Genomic DNA, 20,126 nt, shown 5'->3' with positions numbered 1-20,126 from the left:
CCAGGCTAGGAGGCAACACATGAAGGTCATTCTCAAAGAAAACGTAGAGCATCTCGGCAACATCGGCGACATCGTGAAAGTAGCACCGGGCTACGCCAGGAACTACCTGCTCCCGAAAGGCTTCGCCATCGAGGCCACCGAGAAGAACGCCAAGGCCCTCGAGCACGCCAAGCGTCACCTCGAGTACAAGAAAAACAAGGTTCTCGAAGCTGCCAAACTGATCGCAGCCAAGATCGAGGGGATCACCCTTTCCATCGCTCACCAGGCTGGTGCTGACGACAAGCTCTTCGGCGCTGTCACCAACATGGAACTTGCCGAGCAGCTCAAAGCCGCCGGCGTGGAAGTCGACCGCAAGCGCGTCGTGCTCGCCGAGCCGATCAAGCACCTGGGCGAGTTCACCGCTGCCGTGAAGCTCCACCCGGAAGTGGTTGCTACCCTGAAAGTCGTGGTCACCAAGGCCTAAGCCTTGCTGCAAAACCGGCAGTTTTTGTAATAATGAAGGGCCGCCTCCCCAGGGAGTGCGGCCCTTTTATATTTGGCGAGGAGATCGCCGGGGGGAGCCATGAATATCGAGAAGCACCACAAGCAGGAGATCGCCACGCGGCAGGTGGAGACGGCGCTCTTGCTGTACTTCGCGCAGAAGGATCTTTTCAGCGTCATCACGCTGGCCGGGGCCGCCGAAGAGATCTTCGGACAACTGCTGCGGCTGCGTGAGCCCGGCGAGAAACAGAGCCCCTTCAGGTCGGTCCTGGAACTGTTACGGCCGGCCAAGACGCGGGCGAGGGAAGAGCTGGCGGCGGCGCACGAGACGGACCTGTACGTGCACATGGACGTGAGACATGAGGCCGAGTTCCTGCTGGGGCGGGCGATAGACGACTACTTCGCGCTCACGGGCGAGTTGAGCGGCAACATGCGGAAGTTCAACGAGGAGGTCAGGAGCAGGAGAGGGTAAACGCAGCGGTCGCAGCGTTGGGAGGTAAACGGGTTACGGGGATTTGACCAGGTGCAGGTCAGTCAGCTCCGAGGAGGCAACTTCCCCCACCCCCTAACCCCCTCCCGCAAGGGGGAGGGGGGCATAGGCAGCAGAAAAGTTACTTCTTGAACTTGGCGTCCTGGACCAGGACGTTATAGCGATAGCCGGAACCGAAGTCGAGGTTGTTGTAAAGGGTGCCGGAAACGGTCACCACGTCACCTTCCTTCGGCAGGTCTTTCGAAGTGATCACCAGATCGTCGGTCTTCTTGGCGCTCGACCCTGTGCCGTCCACGAGGTGGATCCAGTTCCTCTTCATGATCTTCTGCGACACCCTCACCACGCGGCCACGAACCACCACCGGTTTTTTCTCAAGCTTCTTGCTCTTGGCGTAGATCTCGGCGATGGTGTAGGCGTTGGGACCCTTGGCCTTTGTCACTTTCTGGTTCTTCGCCAACGGCAGCGGGGCAGCCGCGGAGGACGATGCGGGTGCCGGTGTCGCTGCAGCCGCTGCCGGAGCGGACGCCGATGCCGACTTGGCGGCGGGAGCGCCTTTCTGCGCCGCCGGGACTCCCTGGTGTACCGCCTTGATGGCGGCCGGGCTCATCTCGATCTTATCGGCGTTGGCGAGGCCGCCCGAGAAGATGACCCGGTCGAACTTGCGGTTTAGCCCCTTGCTCGTGAAGTTCTTCATCTCGAAGCCGGGCATGAGCGATAACTGCTGCCCCACCTTCACCTTCATGAGCGGGATAGCAACCCATACCTTTTCCGGCCCGTTCTGCAGGTTCACGTAGGTATACCCGCCGCCGTCCATGGTCTCCAGCACCTTGCCCGAAAGCTGTATTTCTTTGGGCTTGGTATCCGCTGCACCCACCTGCTGTGCGGTCAGTACGGCGAAGACGATCAACAGAGAGAAAAGCTTTACAAGATGTTTCATTTATTGACTCCTTGAAGGGATCCTTTTTGCTCCCGGCAGACTACTTTTTTCCCGCCCGATTGACAAGGTTTTTCTAGAACCAGCTCGCCGTTGCCGCGTGCAGCCTCCTTCAAACTCTTCAACGCAAAGGCACCGGGGTGTTAAGACGCAAAGGTAAAGCGCGAAGGATGCGAAAGGCGTCGGGACTTGTAAAAAGTGCCTGTTTTCTTTGCGCCTCGGCGGCTCCGGGTCCTTGCGTTGAGTCTTTTCTCTGTGCTCCACATGCGCGGACAGGGTTGCACCAGCAGATTATCTGGTTATATTTGTGTGGTCACATTAAAAGCTGCTTGAGGATCGTCCGCGACAGCTGGTCCCGCAGGGGCGGATGCAACAGCGGCGCGGCGCTACGTGGTGCGACCGATCCAATGGGCGGGCGCGAAAGGGGGCACACATGAACAAGAAAGTTGGCGTGCTGCTTGTGCATGGCATGGGGACTCTGGCCGATGATTTCGCTCACGACATGGTCTACGAGTTGCGTGAGCGGATCTCGGGGCGCGGATTGAACCGGGATGAGATCGCCTGGCAGGGAGTCTACTGGGCGCCGCTACTGTCGGCCAGGGAGCACCAGATCTGGGTCGACCTGGCGGCGAACAACGACCTCAACTGGGCCAAGCTGCGCAAGTTCTTCCTGAACGCCTTCGGCACCATGAGTTCATACCACGCCTCCGGCAACCGTCCCGACAGCCTGTATCACAGGATCCACGGCGTGGTGCACCAGGGCCTGCAGCAACTGCGGGCCAAACTGGGCGACCAGGACAAGCCGCTCATCGTCGTCGCGCATTCTGTCGGTTCGGTCTTCATGTCCAATTACATTTGGGACCGGCAGAAAGGGTACGAGCAGGAGCGCTACGGGAGCACGCCCTTTGAGCGCATGGAAACGCTGACCGGCCTCGTCACGCTGGGGAGCAATATCCCGTTGTTCTGCGTGGACAAGGAGAACCTGGCCTGCATCGAGTTTCCCCCTCCGTCCCTGACCGAGCCGCTTCGTAAAAAGGCGAAGTGGCTGAACCTCTACGATTCCGACGACGTGTTGGGCTGGCCCCTGAAACCCCTTAGCACGAGCTATTCAGCAACCGTGTCCGAGGATATCGAGGTGAGTGTCGGCAACATCCTTACCTCCTGGAATCCGGCCAACCACTCAGCCTATTGGAGCGATGAGAACGTGATCAAGCCCATGGTCTACCTCTTGAGCACCATCCTGGAGGCGACCCACGCACCGCCTACCGTGACCTCGGAGGCGCAGGCGGTTCCGATTGGCCAGTGAAAGCAAGAAGCAAATCCCCCCTGTCCCCCCTTCGCAAAAGGGGACGCTTGAGCTGGTGCGGCGCTTCGTGGCGAACATATCTCGGCTCCAAAATCTGCACAGAACCTACTCCGGGATCATAAAAAAAAGGCGCTCGCTTGAGCGCCTTTATCTTTCTACCGTTTTTTTAAGAAGCCTTACACGATCTTCTGCATGCCCTTCATGGCGGCGCGCAGTTCCGCGCCCACTTCCTCGACCAGGTGATTGCGGATCTCGGCGTTGACGGCGACCAGCAGCTGGTTGTCCACGCTGTTGTCCTTGATGTCGAGACCTTTACCGATCACGTCGGTGCCGACCTTGCTCATGAAGTCACCCAAAAGGGGAACGCAGGCATGGGAGAAGAGATAGCAGCCGTACTCGGCGGTGTCCGAGATGACGCGGTTCATTTCGTACAGCTTCTTCCTGGCGATGGTGTTGGCGATGAGCGGGGTCTCGTGCAACGACTCGTAGTAGGCGCTCTCCGGCTCGATGCCGGTCTGGACCATGGTTTCGAAGGCGAGCTCGACGCCGGCCTTAACCATGGCGACCATGAGGATCGCCTTGTCGAAGTATTCCTGCTCGGAGATCTCGCCGGCCGCCTCGGTCTTCTCGAATGCGGTCTGGCCGGTCTGCTCGCGCCAGGTGAGGAGTTTCACGTCGTCGTTGGCCCAGTCTTCCATCATGGTGCGGGAAAATTCGCCGCTCATGATGTCGTCCATGTGCTTTTGGAACAGTGGACGCATGATGTCCTTCAGTTCAGCGGCCAGTTTGAAAGCGACCAGCTTGGCCGGGTTGGAGAGGCGATCCATCATGTTGGTGATGCCGCCGTGCTTGAGGGCCTCGGTGATGGTCTCCCAGCCGTACTGGATCAGCTTCACCGCGTACGGCGCGGCGATGCCGTTTTGGGTCATCTTGTCGAAGCAGAGGAGCGCGCCCGCCTGCAGCATGCCGCAGAGGATGGTCTGCTCGCCCATGAGGTCGGATTTAACCTCGGCGACGAAGGAGGACTCGAGCACGCCGGCGCGGTCGCCCCCCTGTGCGGAGGCAATGGCCTTGGCGATCTCAAGGCCGTCGCCGTTGGGATCGTTCTCGCCGTGGACGGCGATGAGGGTCGGCACGCCGAAGCCGCGCTTGTACTCGGCGCGCACCTCGGAACCCGGGCACTTCGGGGCGATCATGATGACGGTCAGGTCCTTGCGGATCTGGGTCCCTTCTTCCACGATATTGAAGCCGTGGGCGTAGCTGAACACGGCGCCCTGCTTCATGAACGGGATAACGGTTGCTACCACGTTGCTGTGCTGCTTGTCCGGGGCGAGGTTCATGACGATGTCGGCGGTGGGGAGCAGTTCCTCGTAGGAGCCGACCTTGAAGCCGTTGTCCACCGCGTTCTGGTAGGACTGGCGCTTCTGCTCGATGGCCTCTTTGCGGAGGGTGTAGGATACGTCGAGCCCGCTGTCGCGCATGTTGAGGCCCTGGTTGAGGCCCTGTGCGCCGCAGCCCACGATGACGATCTTCTTGCCTTTGACGTACTCGCAGCCGTTGGCGAACTCGGAAGCGTCCATGAAGCGGCAGGTGCCCAGTTCCTGGAGCTGGCGACGCAGCGGCAGGGTGTTGAAGTAGTTCTGTCCCATCTTTCCCTCCTGAATATATAGTGTGATGTGGTTCTAGCGGGTGGTGGTGTGAAAGCGTGGTGAATGTATACCAAATTTCACATTGCGTAAATTGATTTGTTGTGCATATTGTATTGCGCGTAACGCAATATAGTTTGGCGGTGGCCATTAAAAAAGCGACCCAGGGGTTTTTCCGGGGTGTGCGCGGCGTGGTAAAGGGGGGGCGAATGATTATTCGCCCCTACCGGGGTGTGAAAAGGTGGCGTAGGGGTGAATAGATATTCGCCCAACTCCGCTGCCGTGCGGCTTATTGTGCCACATGTGTATGAATTCGGAGTGTCGGGGGGCTACTCACATGGATCTGCGGGAGCTGGAAATATTTCTCACGGTGGCGGAACTGAAACATTTCGGACGGGCGAGTCAGGCGTGCAACCTGAGCCCTTCCGCCCTGACCCGCACCATCCAGCGCATGGAAGAGGAACTGGAACAGCCGCTTTTCCTGCGCGACAACCGGACGGTGACCCTGTCGCCGGCGGGTGAACGGGTGAAGGCGTACGCGCGCCTTTGCCTCAACGAATGGCAGGGCCTGCGCTCTTCTATGAAAAACGAGCAGACCGTGGCCGGATCCCTATCTATATATGCATCGATCACGGCGGTCTACAGCCTTCTTCCTGAACTGCTGGAGTCGTACCGCCAAAAGTACCCCGAGGTCCAGTTGGAACTGAGGACGGGCGCGGCGGAGCAGGCGGTGGCGCAGGTGCAAAGCGGAGAGATCGATTTGGCGGTGGCGGCGTTCCCGGACGGGCCGCGCTCCAACATCCAGTTCCTTCCCATCGTGACCATCCCGCTTATCTTCATAGCGCCCAGACATTCGGGCGCTGTCGAGGTTCCGGCCAAGGGGGAGCGCCTGGATCTGTCCCGCGCGCCGCTGGTGCTGCCGCAGACCGGGCTTTCGCGCAGGCGCCTGGACCAGTGGCTCAAAGAGCACCGCATCACCCCCAACATCACCTCGGAGGTTTCCGGCAACGAGGCGATCATCGCCATGGTGCGACTCGGGTGCGGCGTCGGGATCGTGCCGCAATTGGTCCTGGAACGGAGTCCCTTTCGGGACGATGTGGTCGTCGTGGAGAACGCCCCGGTCTTGAAGCCCTACGAGGTCGGTCTTTGCACCAGCAAGAGGAACCTGCAGCGGCCCAGCGTGAAGGCCTTCTGGCAACTGGCTGAGGAACGGTCGGCTGTGACTTAGCTGGCGGCGAATGGGAACAATGGAAGAATGGGAAGGCAAACAAAGTCTGAAGGGTTGATTTGCAGTATCCCTTTTGTCAGCTTTTATCCCTGTTAGAGTGATTTGCTTTGCGCCTTTGCGCCTTTGCGTGAGCGGTTTTCGCCTTGCCTTCATTTCTCCCCTGTGCTATATAAGTTTGCTGTTTAAAATTCGCACGCCATTGCAGTCTTTGCCGGCGGTGCCCGCTCGCGGGTTCCGGTATCGATGGATGGCGGAGGGAAAACCAAAAGGAGAAGCAAAAATGTCGAACATCACCATGAAAGAACTGCTGGAAGCCGGCGTCCACTTCGGACACCAGACCAAGAGATGGAACCCGAAAATGAAGCCGTACATCTTCGGCGCTCGTAACGGGATCTACATCATCGACCTGCAGAAGACCGTAAGGCTCTTCAAAAATGCCTACAGCTTCGTCACCGACGCGGCCCAGTCCGGCGAGACCATCCTCTTTGTCGGCACCAAGAAGCAGGCTCAGGATTCCGTGGCCGAAGAGGCACAGCGTTGCGGGCAGTTCTTCGTCAACGACCGTTGGCTGGGCGGCATGCTCACCAACTTCTCTACCGTGAAGCAGAGCATCGACCGCCTCAAGCGTCTCGACGCCATGATCGCTGACGGCACCATCGAGGCTTACACCAAGAAAGAGCAGTTGAAGCTTGCCAAAGAGCGCGAGAAGCTCGAGAAGACCCTGGGCGGCATCAAGGGCATGGGCAAGGTTCCGGGCGTGCTGTTCGTGGTGGACCCGAAGAACGAAGAGATCGCCGTCAGCGAAGCCAAGAAGCTCGGCATCCCGGTCGTCGCCATCGTCGACACCAACTGCGATCCGGACGACATCAACTACGTCATCCCGGGCAACGACGACGCCATCCGCGCCATCCGCCTCTTGACCAGCAAGATGGCTGACGCGGTTCTCGAGGGTGCTCAGGCTCGCAACGCCCGTCTCCAGACCGGCGCCGAGGAGGAGTTCTCCACCGAGGGCGAGGAAGTGGCTGAAGAGGTTACCGCAGAGGCCTAATCGCCTCCCTATCCGCGGCAACCGCAACACCTTTCAATAACACAATGACTAAGAAACCCGCGCCCCAGGGCGCGGGTGACTGTGGAGGATAACGTGAGCATTACAGCTGCACAGGTAAACGAACTCAGGAAAGTAACCGGCGCCGGCCTCATGGACTGCAAGAAGGCCCTGACCGAAACGGGCGGCGATCACGAGAAGGCGATCGACTACCTGCGTACCAAGGGTCTGGCTGCCGCCTCCAAGAAGGCTGGCCGCGCCGCCACCGAGGGCCTGGTCGGCTCCTACATCCACGCCGGCGGCAAGATCGGCGTCCTGGTCGAGGTCAACTGCGAGACCGACTTCGTCGCCAAGAACGAGAACTTCCAGGCTTTCGTGAAGGACATCGCGATGCACATCGCTGCAGCCTCCCCGCTGTACGTCCGCCGCGAGGAAGTACCCGCGGAGTTGATCGAGCGTGAGAAGGCGATCTACCGCGAGAAAGCCAAGGAGAGCGGCAAGCCGGCGGCCATCATCGAGAAGATCCTCGACGGCCAAATCAATAAGTTCTTCGGCGACATCTGCCTCCTCGAGCAGGCCTACGTTAAGGACCCGGACAAGACCATCCAGACCTTCCTCAACGAGACCATCGCGTCCATCGGCGAGAACATGACCATCCGTCGCTTCGCCAAGTTCGTGCTGGGCGAAGGGCTCGCCAAGAAGGAGAGCGATTTCGCGGCTGAGGTCGCCGCGGCGGCCGGCGTGTAACACGTTCCAAACGGAGCCGGCCATGAAAATGGGCGGCTCTTTTTTTATCTGCAGCAAGGCAAAAGGCGCTGCGCGGGAGGTTCTCGCCCCGGCGGGCGCACCGCACGCGGTACATCGCTGCGGAACCTGTTCTGCGTAAAGGCTTTTTGCCGTCAAGAAAAGGCAAGGTGACTACGATGGCAGAACCGTATTACAAAAGAGTACTTCTCAAGCTTTCCGGCGAGGCCCTGGGTGGCGAGCAGGGGTACGGCATCGACCCCAACACCATCACCGCGATCGCCCGCGAGGTGAAGCAGGTGGTGGAACTCGGCGTCGAGCTGTGCCTCGTTATCGGCGGCGGCAACATCTTCCGCGGCGTCGCCGCCTCCTCCAAGGGGATGGACCGCGCCAGCGCCGATTACATGGGGATGCTGGCCACCATGATCAACTCCCTCGCCATGCAGGACGCCCTGGAGAAGGTCGGCGTCGACACCCGCGTGCAGTCCGCCATCGGCATGGCCGAGGTCGCCGAGCCCTACATCCGCCGGCGCGCCATCAGGCACCTCGAGAAGGGGAGGGTGGTCATCTTCGGTGCCGGCACCGGCAATCCCTACTTCACCACCGACACCGCCGCGAGCCTCAGGGCCATGGAGATCGGTGCCGACGTGATCCTCAAGGGGACCAAGGTGGACGGCGTCTACTCCGCCGACCCCAACAAGGACAAGAACGCCACCAAGTACGACACGCTCAGCTACCTCGAGGTTCTGAGGAAGGGGCTCCAGGTCATGGACGCCACCGCGATCTCGCTGTGCATGGACAACAGCCTTCCGATTATCGTGTTCGACGTGACGACTGACGGCAATGTCGTGCGGGTCGTCAACGGCGAGCCGATCGGCACCCTCGTCAAAGAAGGAGAATAGCATGATCAAGGATGTCATCGCCGATATGAACGTCCACATGGACAAGACCATAGACTCGCTCAGGAAGGACTACCAGAAGGTCCGCACCGGTCGCGCCAGCACCGCGCTTCTGGACGAGATCAAGGTTGATTCTTACGGCACCCTTTCGCCGTTGAACCAGGTGGCCTCCCTCGCGGTTCCCGAGGCGCGCACCATCACCATCCAGCCCTGGGACAGCAAGATGATCGGTCCCATCGAGAAGGCGATCATGAATGCCAACCTCGGCCTCACCCCGGCCAACGACGGCAAGCTGATCCGCCTGGTTCTCCCCCCCCTCACCGAGGAGCGCAGGAAGGACATCGCCAAGCAGCTGAAGCGCGACGCCGAGGAGGCCAAGGTTGCCTTGAGGAACATCCGCCGCGACGCGATCGACAAGCTGAAGAAGCTCGAGAAGGACAAGCAGATCTCCGAGGACGAGCTGAAGCGCGCCGAGAAGGACGTGCAGGACGCCACCAACAAATACGTCGCCAAGTGCGACGAGGTGCTGGCCCACAAGGAAAAAGAGGTAATGGAGGTCTGACGGACCGACAGATCAGGGGGGAGCCTGGCTCCCCCTTGATCGTCTTCCGTCCGTCCGCCACCGCTCCCTCAAGTAAACCCCCCGATCCAAAGGGGATTTTTTGTTTTCAGGATGCTCATGGACCACAGCTTAGACCCCAAGAAACTCCCGAAGCACCTCGCCGTAATCATGGACGGTAACGGCCGCTGGGCCAAGCAGCGCATGCTGCGCAGGATCGTTGGGCATCAAAAGGGTGTTGAGACCGTTCGGGTCATCGTCGAGGAGTGTTCGCGCCTGGGCATCGGCTACCTGACCCTGTTCGCCTTCTCCGCGGAGAACTGGCTGCGCCCCAAAACCGAAGTGAAGGCACTCATGACGCTGTTGAAGCAGTACATCCGCAGCGAAACCGCGCGCATGATGCAGAACAACATCCGCTTCAACGTGATCGGCAACCGCACCGACCTCCCCGAGGACGTGAACCGGGAGATCCAGTCCACCATCGACAAGACTTCTGGCAACAACGGCATGCTGCTCACCCTGGCGCTCTCCTACGGCAGCCGCCAGGAGATCGTGGCGGCCGCGAAGAGGCTCGCATGCGAGGTGGCGGCGGGGAGACTCGACCCGGAGCGGATCGACGAGGGCGCCTTCACCGGTTCGCTCTTCACCGCCGGGATTCCGGACCCGGACCTCCTGATAAGGACCAGCGGGGAGATGCGCATCAGCAACTTCCTCCTCTGGCAGCTCGCCTACGCTGAACTTTACTTCACCGAGGTGAACTGGCCCGATTTCGACAAACACGAGCTGGCGCGGGCCTTCCGCGACTACCAGTCCAGAGAGCGCAGGTTCGGCATGACCAGTGAACAGCTGGTAGCGACGCCGTCCTAGACCATTTCCGGGGCTCGCCCCGAAGGAGTCCGCCATCAAACGACTAGCCACCGCAGCGGTCCTGCTGCCCCTCGTGATTGTTTTCATCCTGAAGGCGTCGGTATTCCAGTTTTCCTTGCTGGTGTTCCTGTTCGCCCTCCTGGGGTTGGACGAGTTCTACCGCATGGCCCTGCCGCAACGCCGCGGCGAGGGGAGGGTTGCCACCGTCGCCGGAGCCTGCGCCGTGTTTGCCGTTTTCTCCGCGAACCCCGTGCTGCCGCTGTTCACCCTCACCACCCTGGTGCTCGGCTTCACCCTGGTCGCCCTGTTCCGGCTCAAGGACATCAAGCAGGCCGCCCCCGACGTCGCCCTGGTGCTGATGGGCTTTCTCTACGTGCCGCTTCTGCTGGCGCACCTGGTGCTGGTCCGGGCGCTCCCCAACGGGGTCTCCTGGCTCTTTCTGATCATGGTGATCGTCATGGCTGGGGACAGCGCCGCCTACTACGTCGGCTCCACGCTCGGCAAGCACCGCCTCTATCCGGCGGTGAGCCCAAAGAAGAGCATCGAGGGTGCGCTGGGCGGGCTCTCGGGCAGCGTCATCGGCGCGGTGATCGCCAAGTTCACCTTCTTCCCGGAGCTCTCCATCGGCGACTGCTTTGCCGCCGCGCTCCTCCTGGGTGTGCTGGGGCAACTGGGCGACCTGTTCGAATCGCTCATCAAGAGAAGCTGCGGCGTGAAGGACTCCGGTTCCATCATCCCCGGTCACGGCGGCGTTCTGGACCGGCTCGATTCCATTTTGTTCGCGGCGCCGGCGGCTTACTACTACGCCTTTTTCCTGTTTTAAATACGGGCGCCGCGCCCGCCGTTGCCAATGGCTGAGGTGGAACAGCCAACTCGACAAAAAAATCCGCTAGTTAGCCTGCCGCGCCACTTGACTTGAGACATCTGCGAGGGAAAATGAAAAATCTTACCATTTTGGGCTCGACAGGATCGATTGGGGCAAGCACCCTGGAGGTCGTCGCCGCGCACCCGGACAAGTTCCGCGTGGTGGCGCTCACCGCGGGATCCAACCTTGAACTTCTGAAACAGCAGATCGAAACCTTCAAGCCCGACCTCGTCTCGGTGCTGTGCGCCGACAAGGCCAAGGCGCTGAGCCGCTCCCTGAGCGGTAAAAAACCCCAGATCATGCACGGCGTGGAAGGGCTGATCGCGGCCGCCACCGCCGCCGACACCACCATGGTGGTCGCGGCCATTGTCGGCGCCGCAGGTCTCGTCCCGACCGCGGCGGCCATCATGGCCGGCAAAGACGTGGCGCTTGCCAACAAGGAGACCCTGGTCACGGCCGGTCACCTGATCATGAGGATGGTGCGGGAGAAGGGCGTGCGCCTGTACCCGGTCGATTCCGAGCACTGCGCCGTGTTCCAGTCCATGGCCGGCCACCGCACCGAGGATATTGCCCGGGTCATCCTCACCGCATCCGGAGGGCCCTTCCTCAACTGGGGCAAGGAGAAGCTTGCCGGCGCCACCGTGGCCGACGCGCTGAACCACCCGAACTGGAGCATGGGTAAAAAGATCACCGTTGACTCCGCCAGCATGATGAACAAGGGGCTCGAGGTGATCGAGGCGCGCTGGCTCTTCGACATCCCGGTGGAGCGGATCGCGGTCAACATCCACCCCCAGAGCATCGTGCACTCCATGGTCGAGTACATCGACGGCAGCGTCATGGCGCAGCTGGGCGTACCCGACATGAAGGGGCCGATCGCCTACGCGCTCACCTATCCCGGGCGCGTCGCCTCCGGGGTGAAACCGCTCGATCTTACCGCGCTGTCGGGGCTCACCTTCCTGAAACCCGACACCGACCGTTTCCCGGCGTTGAAGCTCGCCTACGACGCGGTAGGGGCCGGGGAGAGCATGCCGGCCGTGATGAACGCCGCCAACGAGATCGCGGTGGAGAGCTTTCTCTCCGGCAGGATCGGCTTCATGGCGATCTCCGAAACCATCGCCAAGGTGATGGACCTGCACACCCCGCGCTCCCTGCACTCCATCGAAGAGGTGCTGGAAGCCGACCGTTGGGGGAGAAGGACCGCGAGGGAAGTCCTCGGCTGCACCAATTAATCCTTTACCGCCTCGTCCGTCGCCTTGTGCCGCCGGTCCGGGGCGCCGGGGTGTACCCGACCACACCGACAGAGGGACCATATGAGCATAATCTGGGCCATCATCGCCCTCGGGGCGCTGATCTTCATACATGAGCTGGGGCACTTCCTGTTCGCCAAGACCTTCAAGGTAGGGGTGGAGAAATTCTCCCTGGGCTTTGGCCCCAAGCTGCTCAGCAAGCAAGTGGGCGAGACCGAGTACCTGCTCTCTGCGCTCCCCCTGGGCGGCTACGTCAAGATGGTGGGGGAGGGGGAGGATGTCGAGGTCTCCGAGGAGGACCGCAAGCGCTCCTTCGCCGACAAACCGGTGCTGCAGCGCATCGTCATCGTCGCGGCCGGTCCGATCTTCAACCTCCTGTTCGCCTACATCATCTTCATCGTCATCTACATGTTCCTCGGCGTTCCCGCCGTCACCACCAAGGTGGGCGAGGTGCTTCCGGACAAGCCGGCGGCCCGGGCCGGGATCAAGACCGGCGATGCCATCAGGAGCGTGAACGGCAGGCCGGTGTCCCGCTGGGACGAGTTCGCCAAGATCATCTTCGACGGCAAGGCCGTGCCGGTGCAGCTCGAGGTGCAGCGCGGCAACTCGCTGCTCAAGTTCACCATGGTGCCGGAAACGACCACCAGCAAGAACCTCCTCGGCGAAAAGGTGACCCGGCCGGTGATCGGCGTGGTTGCCGCCGGCGAGACCGTCACCGACCATTTCCCCCCCGGCGAGGCGATCGTCAAGGGGAGCACCCAGTGCTGGAACGTGATCGAGCTGACCGTGCTCTCCCTGGTGCGCCTGGTGGAGCGGGCCATCCCGCTGGACAACATCGGCGGGCCGATCATGATCGTCAAGATGGCCGGCGAGCAGGCCGCTGCCGGAGGGGTGAGTTTCCTCGCCTTCGTGGCGCTCCTGTCCGTGAACCTCGGTGTGCTGAACCTATTGCCGGTGCCGATCCTGGACGGCGGGCACCTGGCCTTCTTCTTCATCGAGCTGGTGACCGGGAAGCCGCTTTCCAAGAGGACCCGCGAGATCGCGCAGCAGGTCGGGCTCGTGCTCCTGATCAGCCTGATGATGCTCGCCTTCTACAACGACATCGCGCGCATGATCGCGAGCAAGGCATAAACCACGTGAAGATACTCACCGTCGATACCTCCAGCAACTGCTCCTCGGTCTCCTTGAGCGACGACGCGACCCTTTTGGGCGAGTGCCTCCTGGGCGAGGACCGCAGCAACTCCGGGCGGCTCATGGAGTCCATCGCGAGCCTCTTGCAGGCTGCCAAACTCACCCCCGAGGGGCTCGACTGCTTCGCCGTTTCCCTTGGTCCCGGATCCTTCACCGGGGTGCGGGTCGGCATCGCCACGGTGAAGGGACTCGCCCTCGCCACCGGGAAACCCGTGGTCGGCTTTTCCTCGCTCGCCATGCTGGCCATGAACCTCCCCTACAGCTCCGAACAGGTCGCTCCCATGTTCGACGCCAGGAAAGGGGAGGTGTACGGCGCCCTGTACCGCTGCGGCGCCCTTCCCGACGCGGTGATCCCGGACACGGTGCTCTCCCCCAAGGACTTCCTCGCGCTGGTGAATCATCCCACCATCTTCGTCGGCGACGGCGCGGTGCGTTACCGCGACCTGATCCGGGACACCCTGGGAGACCTCGCCATATTCCCCCCCTGGCACGCCCACCTGCCGCGCGCCTGCGCCGGAGCGGTCATCGCACGCGAAGCCGCCCGCGAGGGTAAATTCACCCCGCTTGCCCACCTGAACCCCACCTACCTTCGCGCCTCCGAGGCCGAGATCGCCAAGAGAAAGCGCGAGTCTGTTTAACGCCGTTTTAGCCGGTTGACAGCTTGGTTTTAATGTATTATCGTGTCCCTTCCTACCGTTTCCGGTAACTGCTCTCAACTACTAAGCTTTTGGTAAGACCAACAGCCGGTTTGGCGATCCTGAACAAGGTTCCCGCCGGCGCAGGGAGAACTGCATGCGTAGCGACATGATCACCCAAGGGCTGGAGCGCACCCCGCACCGCGCCCTTTTGAAAGGAACCGGCCTGCCGCAAAGCGAGATGGGGAAACCCTTCATCGGCATCGCCACCAGCTTCACCGACCTCATCCCTGGACACGTGGGCATGAGGGATCTCGAGCGTTTCATCGAGAAAGGGGTCCATACCGGGGGGGGGTACTCCTTCTTCTTCGGCATCCCCGGCGTCTGCGACGGCATCTCCATGGGACACAAGGGGATGCACTACTCGCTCCCCACCCGCGAACTGATCGCGGACATGGTCGAGTCCGTGGCCGAGGCGCATCGCCTGGACGGCCTCGTGCTTTTGACCAACTGCGACAAGATCACCCCGGGCATGCTCATGGCCGCCGCGCGCCTCGACATCCCGTGCATCGTGGTCACCGCCGGCCCCATGATGAGCGGCCGCGGCGACGCCGGCCGCAAGTACTCCTTCGTCACCGACACCTTCGAGGCAATGGCACGCTACAAGGCCGGTGTCATCGACGACGCGGAGTTGGCCCGCTGCGAGGAGAACGCCTGCCCTGGCATGGGTTCCTGCCAGGGGCTCTTCACCGCCAACACCATGGCCATCCTCACCGAGACCATGGGGATGAGCCTGCCGCGCTGCGGCACCGCGCTCGCCGTTTCCGCGCTCAAGCGCCGCATCGCCTTCGCCTCCGGCGAGCGCATCGTGGACCTCGTGCGCGAGAACGTGACACCGCGCTCCATCATGACCCGCGAGGCGTTCGAGAACGCGATCCGCGTCGACCTGGCGCTGGGGGGCTCATCCAACACCGTGCTGCACCTCCTCGCCATCGCCCACGAGGCCGGCGTGGAACTGCCGCTTGAGACCTTCGACATCCTCTCCAAAACGACCCCGCAGATCGCCTCCATGAACCCGGCGGGCGAGCACTTCATGGAAGACCTCGACGCCGCCGGCGGCGTGGCCGGCGTCATGAAGCAGTTGGGGGACAAGATCCACGACTGCCCGACGCTCATGGGTCTTTCCACCAAGGAGATCGCGGCGAGCCTCAAGGCCGTGGACGACAGCGTGATCCATCCGGTTGATGCGCCGGTCAAGAAGGAAGGCGGCATCGCCGTCCTCTTCGGCAACATCGCGCCCGAGGGCGCCGTGGTCAAGCAGTCAGGCGTGGGCGAAAAGATGATGCAGTTCACCGGTACCGCGCGCTGCTTCGACTCGGAAGACATTGCCATGGCAGCGATCATGAACGGCCAGATCAAGAGCGGCGACGTGGTGGTGATCCGCTACGAAGGTCCGAAGGGCGGCCCGGGCATGAGGGAGATGCTGGCGCCCACCGCGGCCATCATGGGCCTTGGGCTGGGCGACTCGGTGGCGCTCATCACCGACGGCCGCTTCTCCGGCGGCACCCGCGGCCCCTGCATCGGCCACATCTCGCCCGAGGCGGCCGTGGGCGGTCCCATCGCCCTCGTTGCAGACGGCGACCAGATCGAACTCGACATCCCGTCCCGCTCCCTGAAGCTTCTCGTGAGCGATGAGGAACTGGCCAACCGGCGCGCCCGCTGGGTGGCGCCCGAGCCCAAGATCAAGAAGGGTTGGCTCGCCCGCTATGCGAAGGTGGTAACCTCCGCCCACACCGGCGCAATTACCACCGCTGAATAAAACCCCGACCCCCTTTACCAAGGGGCAGAGGGAGGCCCTCCTTTCACCGGGGAGGGTCGGCCTCAGGGGACGTCTTCATTACTAGTGATTCGGCGCTTACCAAGCGCGGGATCGATCAATAGCGGCAGGTTTCTGCCGCGGCATGGGGGTACAACATGAAGCTGAACGGAGCACGCATCCTGCTGGAGTGTCTCAAACGGGAGGGGGTCGACACGATCTTCGGTTATCCCGGGGGGACCGTCATCAACCTCTACGACGAGCTTTTCTCGTTCAAGGAGATCAGGCACATCCTGCCCAGGCACGAGCAGGCCGGCGTCCACGCCGCCGACGGCTACGCCCGCGCCACCGGCAAGGTCGGCGTCGCCATCGCGACCTCGGGGCCCGGCGCCACCAACACCATCACCGGCATCGCCACCGCCTACATGGACTCCATCCCGATGGTGATCATCACCGGGCAGGTCCCCACGGCCCTGATCGGCAACGACGCCTTCCAGGAAGCCGACATCATCGGCATCACCCGTCCCTGCACCAAGCACAACTTCCTGGTCAAAGACGTCAAAGACCTCGCCACCATCATGAAGAAGGCGTTCTACATCGCCCGCACCGGCCGCCCCGGCCCGGTCCTGGTCGATCTCCCCAAGGACGTCCAGATCGCCCAGACCGAGTTCCACTACCCCGAGAGCGTCGAGATCCGCGGCTACAAGCCGACCGTCGAGGGGCACCCCAAGCAGATCGAGAAGGCGGTCGCCATGATCATGCAGGCCAAGAAGCCGGTGATCTACGTGGGCGGCGGCGTCATCCTCGCCAACGCCGCGGCGGAACTGGTCGCGGTCGCCAAGCGTCTCGGCATCCCGGTCACCACCACCCTCATGGGGCTGGGCGCCTACCCGGAGAACGACCCGCACTCCCTCGGGCTTTTGGGCATGCACGGCACCTACTACGCCAACATGGCCGTGTCGCACTGCGACATGCTGATCGCCATCGGCGCGAGGTTCGATGACCGCGTCACCGGCAAGATCGCTTCGTTCGCGCCGCACGCGAAGATCGTCCACGTCGACGTCGACCCGACCTCGATCAAGAAGAACGTCCGCGTCGACCTCCCCATCGTGGGCGACGTGCGCGACGTGCTCCAGAAGATGCTCAAGGTGGCCGACGAGATCGGCCCGGACGCCAAGGCCTGCGAGGCCGCACTCGCCCCCTGGATCGCCGAGATCGACGAGTGGAAGAAGAAGCACCCGATGACCTACAAGCAGTCCACCTCCGTGATCAAGCCGCAGTACGTGATCCAGAGGCTGCGCGCCCTGTCCGACCCGGACGCCATCGTCGCCACCGACGTCGGCCAGCACCAGATGTGGACCGCGCAGTTCTTCGGCTTCACCGCCCCGAGGACGCTCCTCTCCTCCGGTGGCCTGGGCACCATGGGCTTCGGCCTCCCCGCCGCCATGGGGGCGCAGGCCGGCTTCCCCGACCGCCAGGTGATGGTGGTCTGCGGCGACGGCGGCTTCCAGATGAACATGCAGGAACTCGCCACCATCGTGCAGAACCGGCTCAACGTAAAGATCGTCATTCTCAACAACAACTTCCTGGGCATGGTACGTCAGTGGCAGGAGCTCTTCTTCGACAAGCGCTACTCCTCGACCTGCATGGAACTTCCCATCGACTTCATCAAGCTCGCTGAGGCCTTCGGCGCCACCGGCCTGCAGGCCACCAAGGTGGAAGAGGTCGACGAGGTCATCAAGAAAGGGTTCGCCACCGACGGCCCCGTACTGATGGAGTTCAAGGTCGCACGCGAGGAAAAGGTGCTGCCGATGGTCCCGGCCGGCGCTTCGCTGACCGAGATGGTTCTTGCCAGCTAATCTGCCACTTGCCTTAGGAGGGTAATATGAGACATACCATTGCTGTTCTGGTCGAGAACGAGTTTGGCGTTCTCTCCCGCGTGGTCGGACTTTTTTCCGGGCGCGGCTTCAACATAGATTCGCTCACCGTGGCCCCCACCAACGACGAGGCGCTCTCCCGCATCACCCTGGTGACCCGCGGCGACGAGCAGATCATCGAGCAGATCACCAAGCAGCTCAACAAGCTGATCGACGTGATCAAGGTGATCGACTTCGAACCCGAGCACGCCATCGAGCGCGAGATGGTGCTGGTCAAGGTGTCCGCCGAGGATCAAAGCCGCGCCGAAGTGCTGAGGATCGCCGACATCTTCCGCGCCAAGGTCATCGACGTGACGCCGAAGTCCTACACCCTGGAGGCCACCGGGGCCCCGGCCAAGGTAAGCGCCATGGTCGAGCTGCTGCGCCCCCTGGGGCTTAAGGAACTGGTCAGCACCGGCCCGGTGGTAATCGGGCGCGGCGCCAAGGCCTGGAAGGGGTAGCAGCTTCTTTTCATTGCATGAAAGGCCGTTTTCGGGCTATACTCCCGCTTTGGTGCGCAGGGGTCCGGAAACGGCCTTTTTCTGTCCCGGTTCCGCGACAGGCCTCACCGGCTCCGCTGTTCCCGCACAACTACTTGACAAGAGGTACTAGATGCGCAACACAAATACCCCCGTCGCAGTCGAGGGGTACCCGTTCATCGCCGGTTTCGCCGCAGTCGCGGCCCTGCTGGCGCTGCTTGGCCAGTTCCTGCATTTCGGCTTTTTCATCCCCGCGGCGCTTTTCCTGCTGCTCGCCCTGTTCTCCATTTTCTTCTTCAGAAACCCCGAACGCACCACCCCTCCGGGTGAAAACGTGGTGGTCGCTCCCGCCGACGGCGAGGTGATCTTCCTCGGCAAGGTGACCGAGCCGCATACCGGCGCCGAGATGGAGAAGATCAGCATCTTCATGTCCGTTTTCAGCGTGCACGTGAACCGCGCTCCCCTTACCAGCAAGGTCGTCGATTCTTTCTACAACAAGGGGAAGTTCTATGACGTGCGCGACGAGCGCGCGACCTTCGAGAATGAGCAGCAGGGACTGGTGCTGGAATCGGCCACCGGTTTGAGGATGGTGGTGGTGCAGGTTGCCGGGTTGATCGCCCGCCGCATCATCTGCTACGCCAAGGTGGGGGACCAGCTGACCCGCGGGCGCCGCTACGGACTGATCCGGTTCGGCTCCCGCCTGGACGTGTACCTGCCGCTGGGGACGCGGATCGACGTTGCCATGAACCAGAAAACCGTTGCCGGTGAAACCGTGCTGGGGATACTGCCGTGAGCGAAGAGAGACCGAAAGTAGAAAGGGAAGGGATGCGCAAGGGGATCTACATCCTCCCCAACCTGTTCACCGCCGGGAGCCTGTTCGCCGGCTTTTACTGCATGGTGTCCACCGTGAACAGCGACTTCCGCACCGCGGCGCTGTGGATCCTGGCTTCATCCATCTTCGACGGTCTCGACGGCAAGGTGGCGCGCCTGACCGGTACCGCGAGCAAGTTCGGTGTCGAGTTCGACTCGCTGGCCGACGTGGTCTCCTTCGGTGCGGCGCCGGGGCTGCTCATGTACTGCTGGGCCTTGAAGCCCTTCGGGCGCCTGGGGTGGCTGGCCGGGTTCCTGTTCCTGGCCTGCGCGGCGCTCAGGCTTGCGCGCTTCAACGTCCAGGTCGAAACCGTGGAGAGCAAGCGCTTCGTCGGCCTCCCCACGCCGGCTGCCGCCAGCATGGTCTCGGCCACGGTGCTCTTCTTCTATCACATGGGGTGGCCCTCCTCCTATAACAAGGTAGCCATACTGGTGCTGATCTACTTCCTGGCCCTGCTCATGGTGTCCAACGTCAAGTACTACTCCTTCAAGGACCCGAGCCTGATCAAGCGGCAGCCCTTTGCCCTCCTCGTGCTGGCGGTGCTGCTCCTGATCGTTATCGCCGCCGAGCCGGTGATCATGCTCTTCACCATCTTCATCTGCTACATCCTCTCCGGCCCTATCGGCTTCGTGGTCACCTATCCGCGCCGGCGCCGCCTGGAGCGTGCCATGCACCGCGGGCACGAGGTTAAGAAGAACCAGTAGACAGGTTCTAGGTTCTACGTTGGAAGACGGCAGCTTCGTGCCGGGATATGAAATTGCTGTTTCGCTAGCCGAAAAGATCGCGGCGTTGTCCCTCGGACAACGCCGTTTTAGTGCCTGCGTTGTCAAAATAAAACAAAAAGCGCTTGACAGCCGTCGGCGGCTTTTCTATTATCTCCCGAAACTAAAGGCAGTGATGAGGAGTAG

General features: G+C 62.0%; 20 protein-coding genes and 1 other annotated feature (1 of these 21 running past the window's edge). Of the genes, 18 read left to right on the top strand and 2 right to left on the bottom strand.

The features are described 5' to 3' along the window. Window positions 1-19 precede the first annotated feature (19 nt). Both rplI and KOL99_RS07435 read left to right on the top strand, forming a co-directional pair. Window positions 20-463 carry a 50S ribosomal protein L9 gene (rplI, locus tag KOL99_RS07440; protein ID WP_216509839.1) on the top strand — a complete coding sequence of 148 codons (444 nt, stop codon included), beginning with the start codon at window positions 20-22 and terminating at the stop codon, window positions 461-463. Between the two features lie 99 nt (window positions 464-562). Beyond that, entirely contained in the window at window positions 563-952 is a 390-nt protein-coding gene (locus KOL99_RS07435; protein ID WP_216509838.1) for a hypothetical protein, read from the top strand. A 139-nt stretch (window positions 953-1,091) separates the two neighbouring features. Here the strand turns inward: KOL99_RS07435 and KOL99_RS07430 are convergent, their stop codons facing one another. Further along, window positions 1,092-1,907: a DNA-binding protein gene (locus KOL99_RS07430; RefSeq protein ID WP_216509837.1), complete on the bottom strand. Its 816-nt coding sequence runs from the start codon at window positions 1,905-1,907 to the stop codon at window positions 1,092-1,094. Between the two features lie 430 nt (window positions 1,908-2,337). On the opposite strand from KOL99_RS07430, the gene KOL99_RS07425 reads away from it, so the two are divergent. After that, the gene (locus tag KOL99_RS07425) at window positions 2,338-3,210 is read left to right on the top strand and encodes a hypothetical protein (RefSeq protein ID WP_216509836.1); all 873 of its coding nucleotides are present in this window, start codon (window positions 2,338-2,340) and stop codon (window positions 3,208-3,210) included. Between the two features lie 176 nt (window positions 3,211-3,386). Here the strand turns inward: KOL99_RS07425 and ilvC are convergent, their stop codons facing one another. Then, a complete protein-coding gene (gene ilvC / locus KOL99_RS07420) occupies window positions 3,387-4,859 on the bottom strand; it encodes a ketol-acid reductoisomerase (protein WP_216509835.1) in 1,473 nt (490 codons plus the stop codon). 334 nt (window positions 4,860-5,193) lie between these two features. On the opposite strand from ilvC, the gene ilvY reads away from it, so the two are divergent. From ilvY to pssA, 15 genes are all read left to right on the top strand, one after another. Next, window positions 5,194-6,084, top strand: a complete 891-nt coding sequence (gene ilvY, locus KOL99_RS07415; RefSeq protein ID WP_216509834.1) for an HTH-type transcriptional activator IlvY — start codon at window positions 5,194-5,196, stop codon at window positions 6,082-6,084. Between the two features lie 280 nt (window positions 6,085-6,364). Then, entirely contained in the window at window positions 6,365-7,132 is a 768-nt protein-coding gene (gene rpsB / locus KOL99_RS07410; protein WP_216509833.1) for a 30S ribosomal protein S2, read from the top strand. A gap of 93 nt (window positions 7,133-7,225) precedes the next feature. Beyond that, entirely contained in the window at window positions 7,226-7,876 is a 651-nt protein-coding gene (tsf, locus tag KOL99_RS07405; RefSeq protein WP_216509832.1) for a translation elongation factor Ts, read from the top strand. A gap of 176 nt (window positions 7,877-8,052) precedes the next feature. Then, window positions 8,053-8,775: a UMP kinase gene (gene pyrH, locus KOL99_RS07400; protein WP_216509831.1), complete on the top strand. Its 723-nt coding sequence runs from the start codon at window positions 8,053-8,055 to the stop codon at window positions 8,773-8,775. Between the two features lies 1 nt (window position 8,776). Beyond that, entirely contained in the window at window positions 8,777-9,334 is a 558-nt protein-coding gene (gene frr / locus KOL99_RS07395; protein WP_216509830.1) for a ribosome recycling factor, read from the top strand. 117 nt (window positions 9,335-9,451) lie between these two features. Then, window positions 9,452-10,198 carry an isoprenyl transferase gene (locus tag KOL99_RS07390; RefSeq protein WP_216509829.1) on the top strand — a complete coding sequence of 249 codons (747 nt, stop codon included), beginning with the start codon at window positions 9,452-9,454 and terminating at the stop codon, window positions 10,196-10,198. Window positions 10,199-10,232: 34 nt separating this feature from the next. Further along, window positions 10,233-11,021 carry a phosphatidate cytidylyltransferase gene (locus KOL99_RS07385; RefSeq protein WP_216510289.1) on the top strand — a complete coding sequence of 263 codons (789 nt, stop codon included), beginning with the start codon at window positions 10,233-10,235 and terminating at the stop codon, window positions 11,019-11,021. Window positions 11,022-11,134: 113 nt separating this feature from the next. Next, window positions 11,135-12,292 carry a 1-deoxy-D-xylulose-5-phosphate reductoisomerase gene (locus tag KOL99_RS07380; RefSeq protein WP_216509828.1) on the top strand — a complete coding sequence of 386 codons (1,158 nt, stop codon included), beginning with the start codon at window positions 11,135-11,137 and terminating at the stop codon, window positions 12,290-12,292. An 81-nt stretch (window positions 12,293-12,373) separates the two neighbouring features. Then, complete coding sequence (gene rseP / locus KOL99_RS07375; protein WP_216509827.1) at window positions 12,374-13,441, top strand: RIP metalloprotease RseP; 1,068 nt, start codon at window positions 12,374-12,376, stop codon at window positions 13,439-13,441. 5 nt (window positions 13,442-13,446) lie between these two features. Then, window positions 13,447-14,139 carry a tRNA (adenosine(37)-N6)-threonylcarbamoyltransferase complex dimerization subunit type 1 TsaB gene (gene tsaB, locus KOL99_RS07370; protein WP_216509826.1) on the top strand — a complete coding sequence of 231 codons (693 nt, stop codon included), beginning with the start codon at window positions 13,447-13,449 and terminating at the stop codon, window positions 14,137-14,139. 154 nt (window positions 14,140-14,293) lie between these two features. After that, window positions 14,294-15,955, top strand: a complete 1,662-nt coding sequence (gene ilvD, locus KOL99_RS07365; RefSeq protein WP_216509825.1) for a dihydroxy-acid dehydratase — start codon at window positions 14,294-14,296, stop codon at window positions 15,953-15,955. 155 nt (window positions 15,956-16,110) lie between these two features. Continuing rightward, the gene (gene ilvB, locus KOL99_RS07360) at window positions 16,111-17,811 is read left to right on the top strand and encodes a biosynthetic-type acetolactate synthase large subunit (protein ID WP_216509824.1); all 1,701 of its coding nucleotides are present in this window, start codon (window positions 16,111-16,113) and stop codon (window positions 17,809-17,811) included. Window positions 17,812-17,837: 26 nt separating this feature from the next. Next, window positions 17,838-18,329 carry an acetolactate synthase small subunit gene (ilvN, locus tag KOL99_RS07355; RefSeq protein ID WP_199393899.1) on the top strand — a complete coding sequence of 164 codons (492 nt, stop codon included), beginning with the start codon at window positions 17,838-17,840 and terminating at the stop codon, window positions 18,327-18,329. Window positions 18,330-18,480: 151 nt separating this feature from the next. Then, window positions 18,481-19,140 (top strand): phosphatidylserine decarboxylase family protein, encoded by a 660-nt coding sequence (locus tag KOL99_RS07350; protein ID WP_216509823.1) that lies wholly within the window; start codon window positions 18,481-18,483, stop codon window positions 19,138-19,140. 32 nt (window positions 19,141-19,172) lie between these two features. Next, on the top strand, window positions 19,173-19,922 hold the full coding sequence (gene pssA / locus KOL99_RS07345) for a CDP-diacylglycerol--serine O-phosphatidyltransferase (protein ID WP_216510288.1): 750 nt from the start codon (window positions 19,173-19,175) through the stop codon (window positions 19,920-19,922). A gap of 181 nt (window positions 19,923-20,103) precedes the next feature. Then, window positions 20,104-20,126: a binding site (T-box leader), on the top strand; it runs 232 nt beyond the window's last position.

Source organism: Geomonas azotofigens, from assembly GCF_018919395.1.
Lineage (GTDB): Bacteria > Desulfobacterota > Desulfuromonadia > Geobacterales > Geobacteraceae > Geomonas > Geomonas azotofigens.
The sequence above is the reverse complement of the archived record's forward strand: the minus strand, read 5'-3'. Positions and strand labels throughout refer to the sequence as shown.

Coding starts and splice junctions, on each gene's coding strand:
- ilvY (WP_216509834.1), top strand. CDS start 5,194: ATGGATCTGCGGGAGCTGGAAATATTTCTCACGGTGGCGGAACTGAAA.
- pssA (WP_216510288.1), top strand. CDS start 19,173: ATGCGCAAGGGGATCTACATCCTCCCCAACCTGTTCACCGCCGGGAGC.
- rplI (WP_216509839.1), top strand. CDS start 20: ATGAAGGTCATTCTCAAAGAAAACGTAGAGCATCTCGGCAACATCGGC.
- ilvN (WP_199393899.1), top strand. CDS start 17,838: ATGAGACATACCATTGCTGTTCTGGTCGAGAACGAGTTTGGCGTTCTC.
- rseP (WP_216509827.1), top strand. CDS start 12,374: ATGAGCATAATCTGGGCCATCATCGCCCTCGGGGCGCTGATCTTCATA.
- KOL99_RS07435 (WP_216509838.1), top strand. CDS start 563: ATGAATATCGAGAAGCACCACAAGCAGGAGATCGCCACGCGGCAGGTG.
- pyrH (WP_216509831.1), top strand. CDS start 8,053: ATGGCAGAACCGTATTACAAAAGAGTACTTCTCAAGCTTTCCGGCGAG.
- KOL99_RS07425 (WP_216509836.1), top strand. CDS start 2,338: ATGAACAAGAAAGTTGGCGTGCTGCTTGTGCATGGCATGGGGACTCTG.
- KOL99_RS07380 (WP_216509828.1), top strand. CDS start 11,135: ATGAAAAATCTTACCATTTTGGGCTCGACAGGATCGATTGGGGCAAGC.
- frr (WP_216509830.1), top strand. CDS start 8,777: ATGATCAAGGATGTCATCGCCGATATGAACGTCCACATGGACAAGACC.
- KOL99_RS07350 (WP_216509823.1), top strand. CDS start 18,481: ATGCGCAACACAAATACCCCCGTCGCAGTCGAGGGGTACCCGTTCATC.
- ilvB (WP_216509824.1), top strand. CDS start 16,111: ATGAAGCTGAACGGAGCACGCATCCTGCTGGAGTGTCTCAAACGGGAG.
- KOL99_RS07390 (WP_216509829.1), top strand. CDS start 9,452: ATGGACCACAGCTTAGACCCCAAGAAACTCCCGAAGCACCTCGCCGTA.
- ilvC (WP_216509835.1), bottom strand. CDS start 4,859: ATGGGACAGAACTACTTCAACACCCTGCCGCTGCGTCGCCAGCTCCAG.
- KOL99_RS07430 (WP_216509837.1), bottom strand. CDS start 1,907: ATGAAACATCTTGTAAAGCTTTTCTCTCTGTTGATCGTCTTCGCCGTA.
- rpsB (WP_216509833.1), top strand. CDS start 6,365: ATGTCGAACATCACCATGAAAGAACTGCTGGAAGCCGGCGTCCACTTC.
- ilvD (WP_216509825.1), top strand. CDS start 14,294: ATGCGTAGCGACATGATCACCCAAGGGCTGGAGCGCACCCCGCACCGC.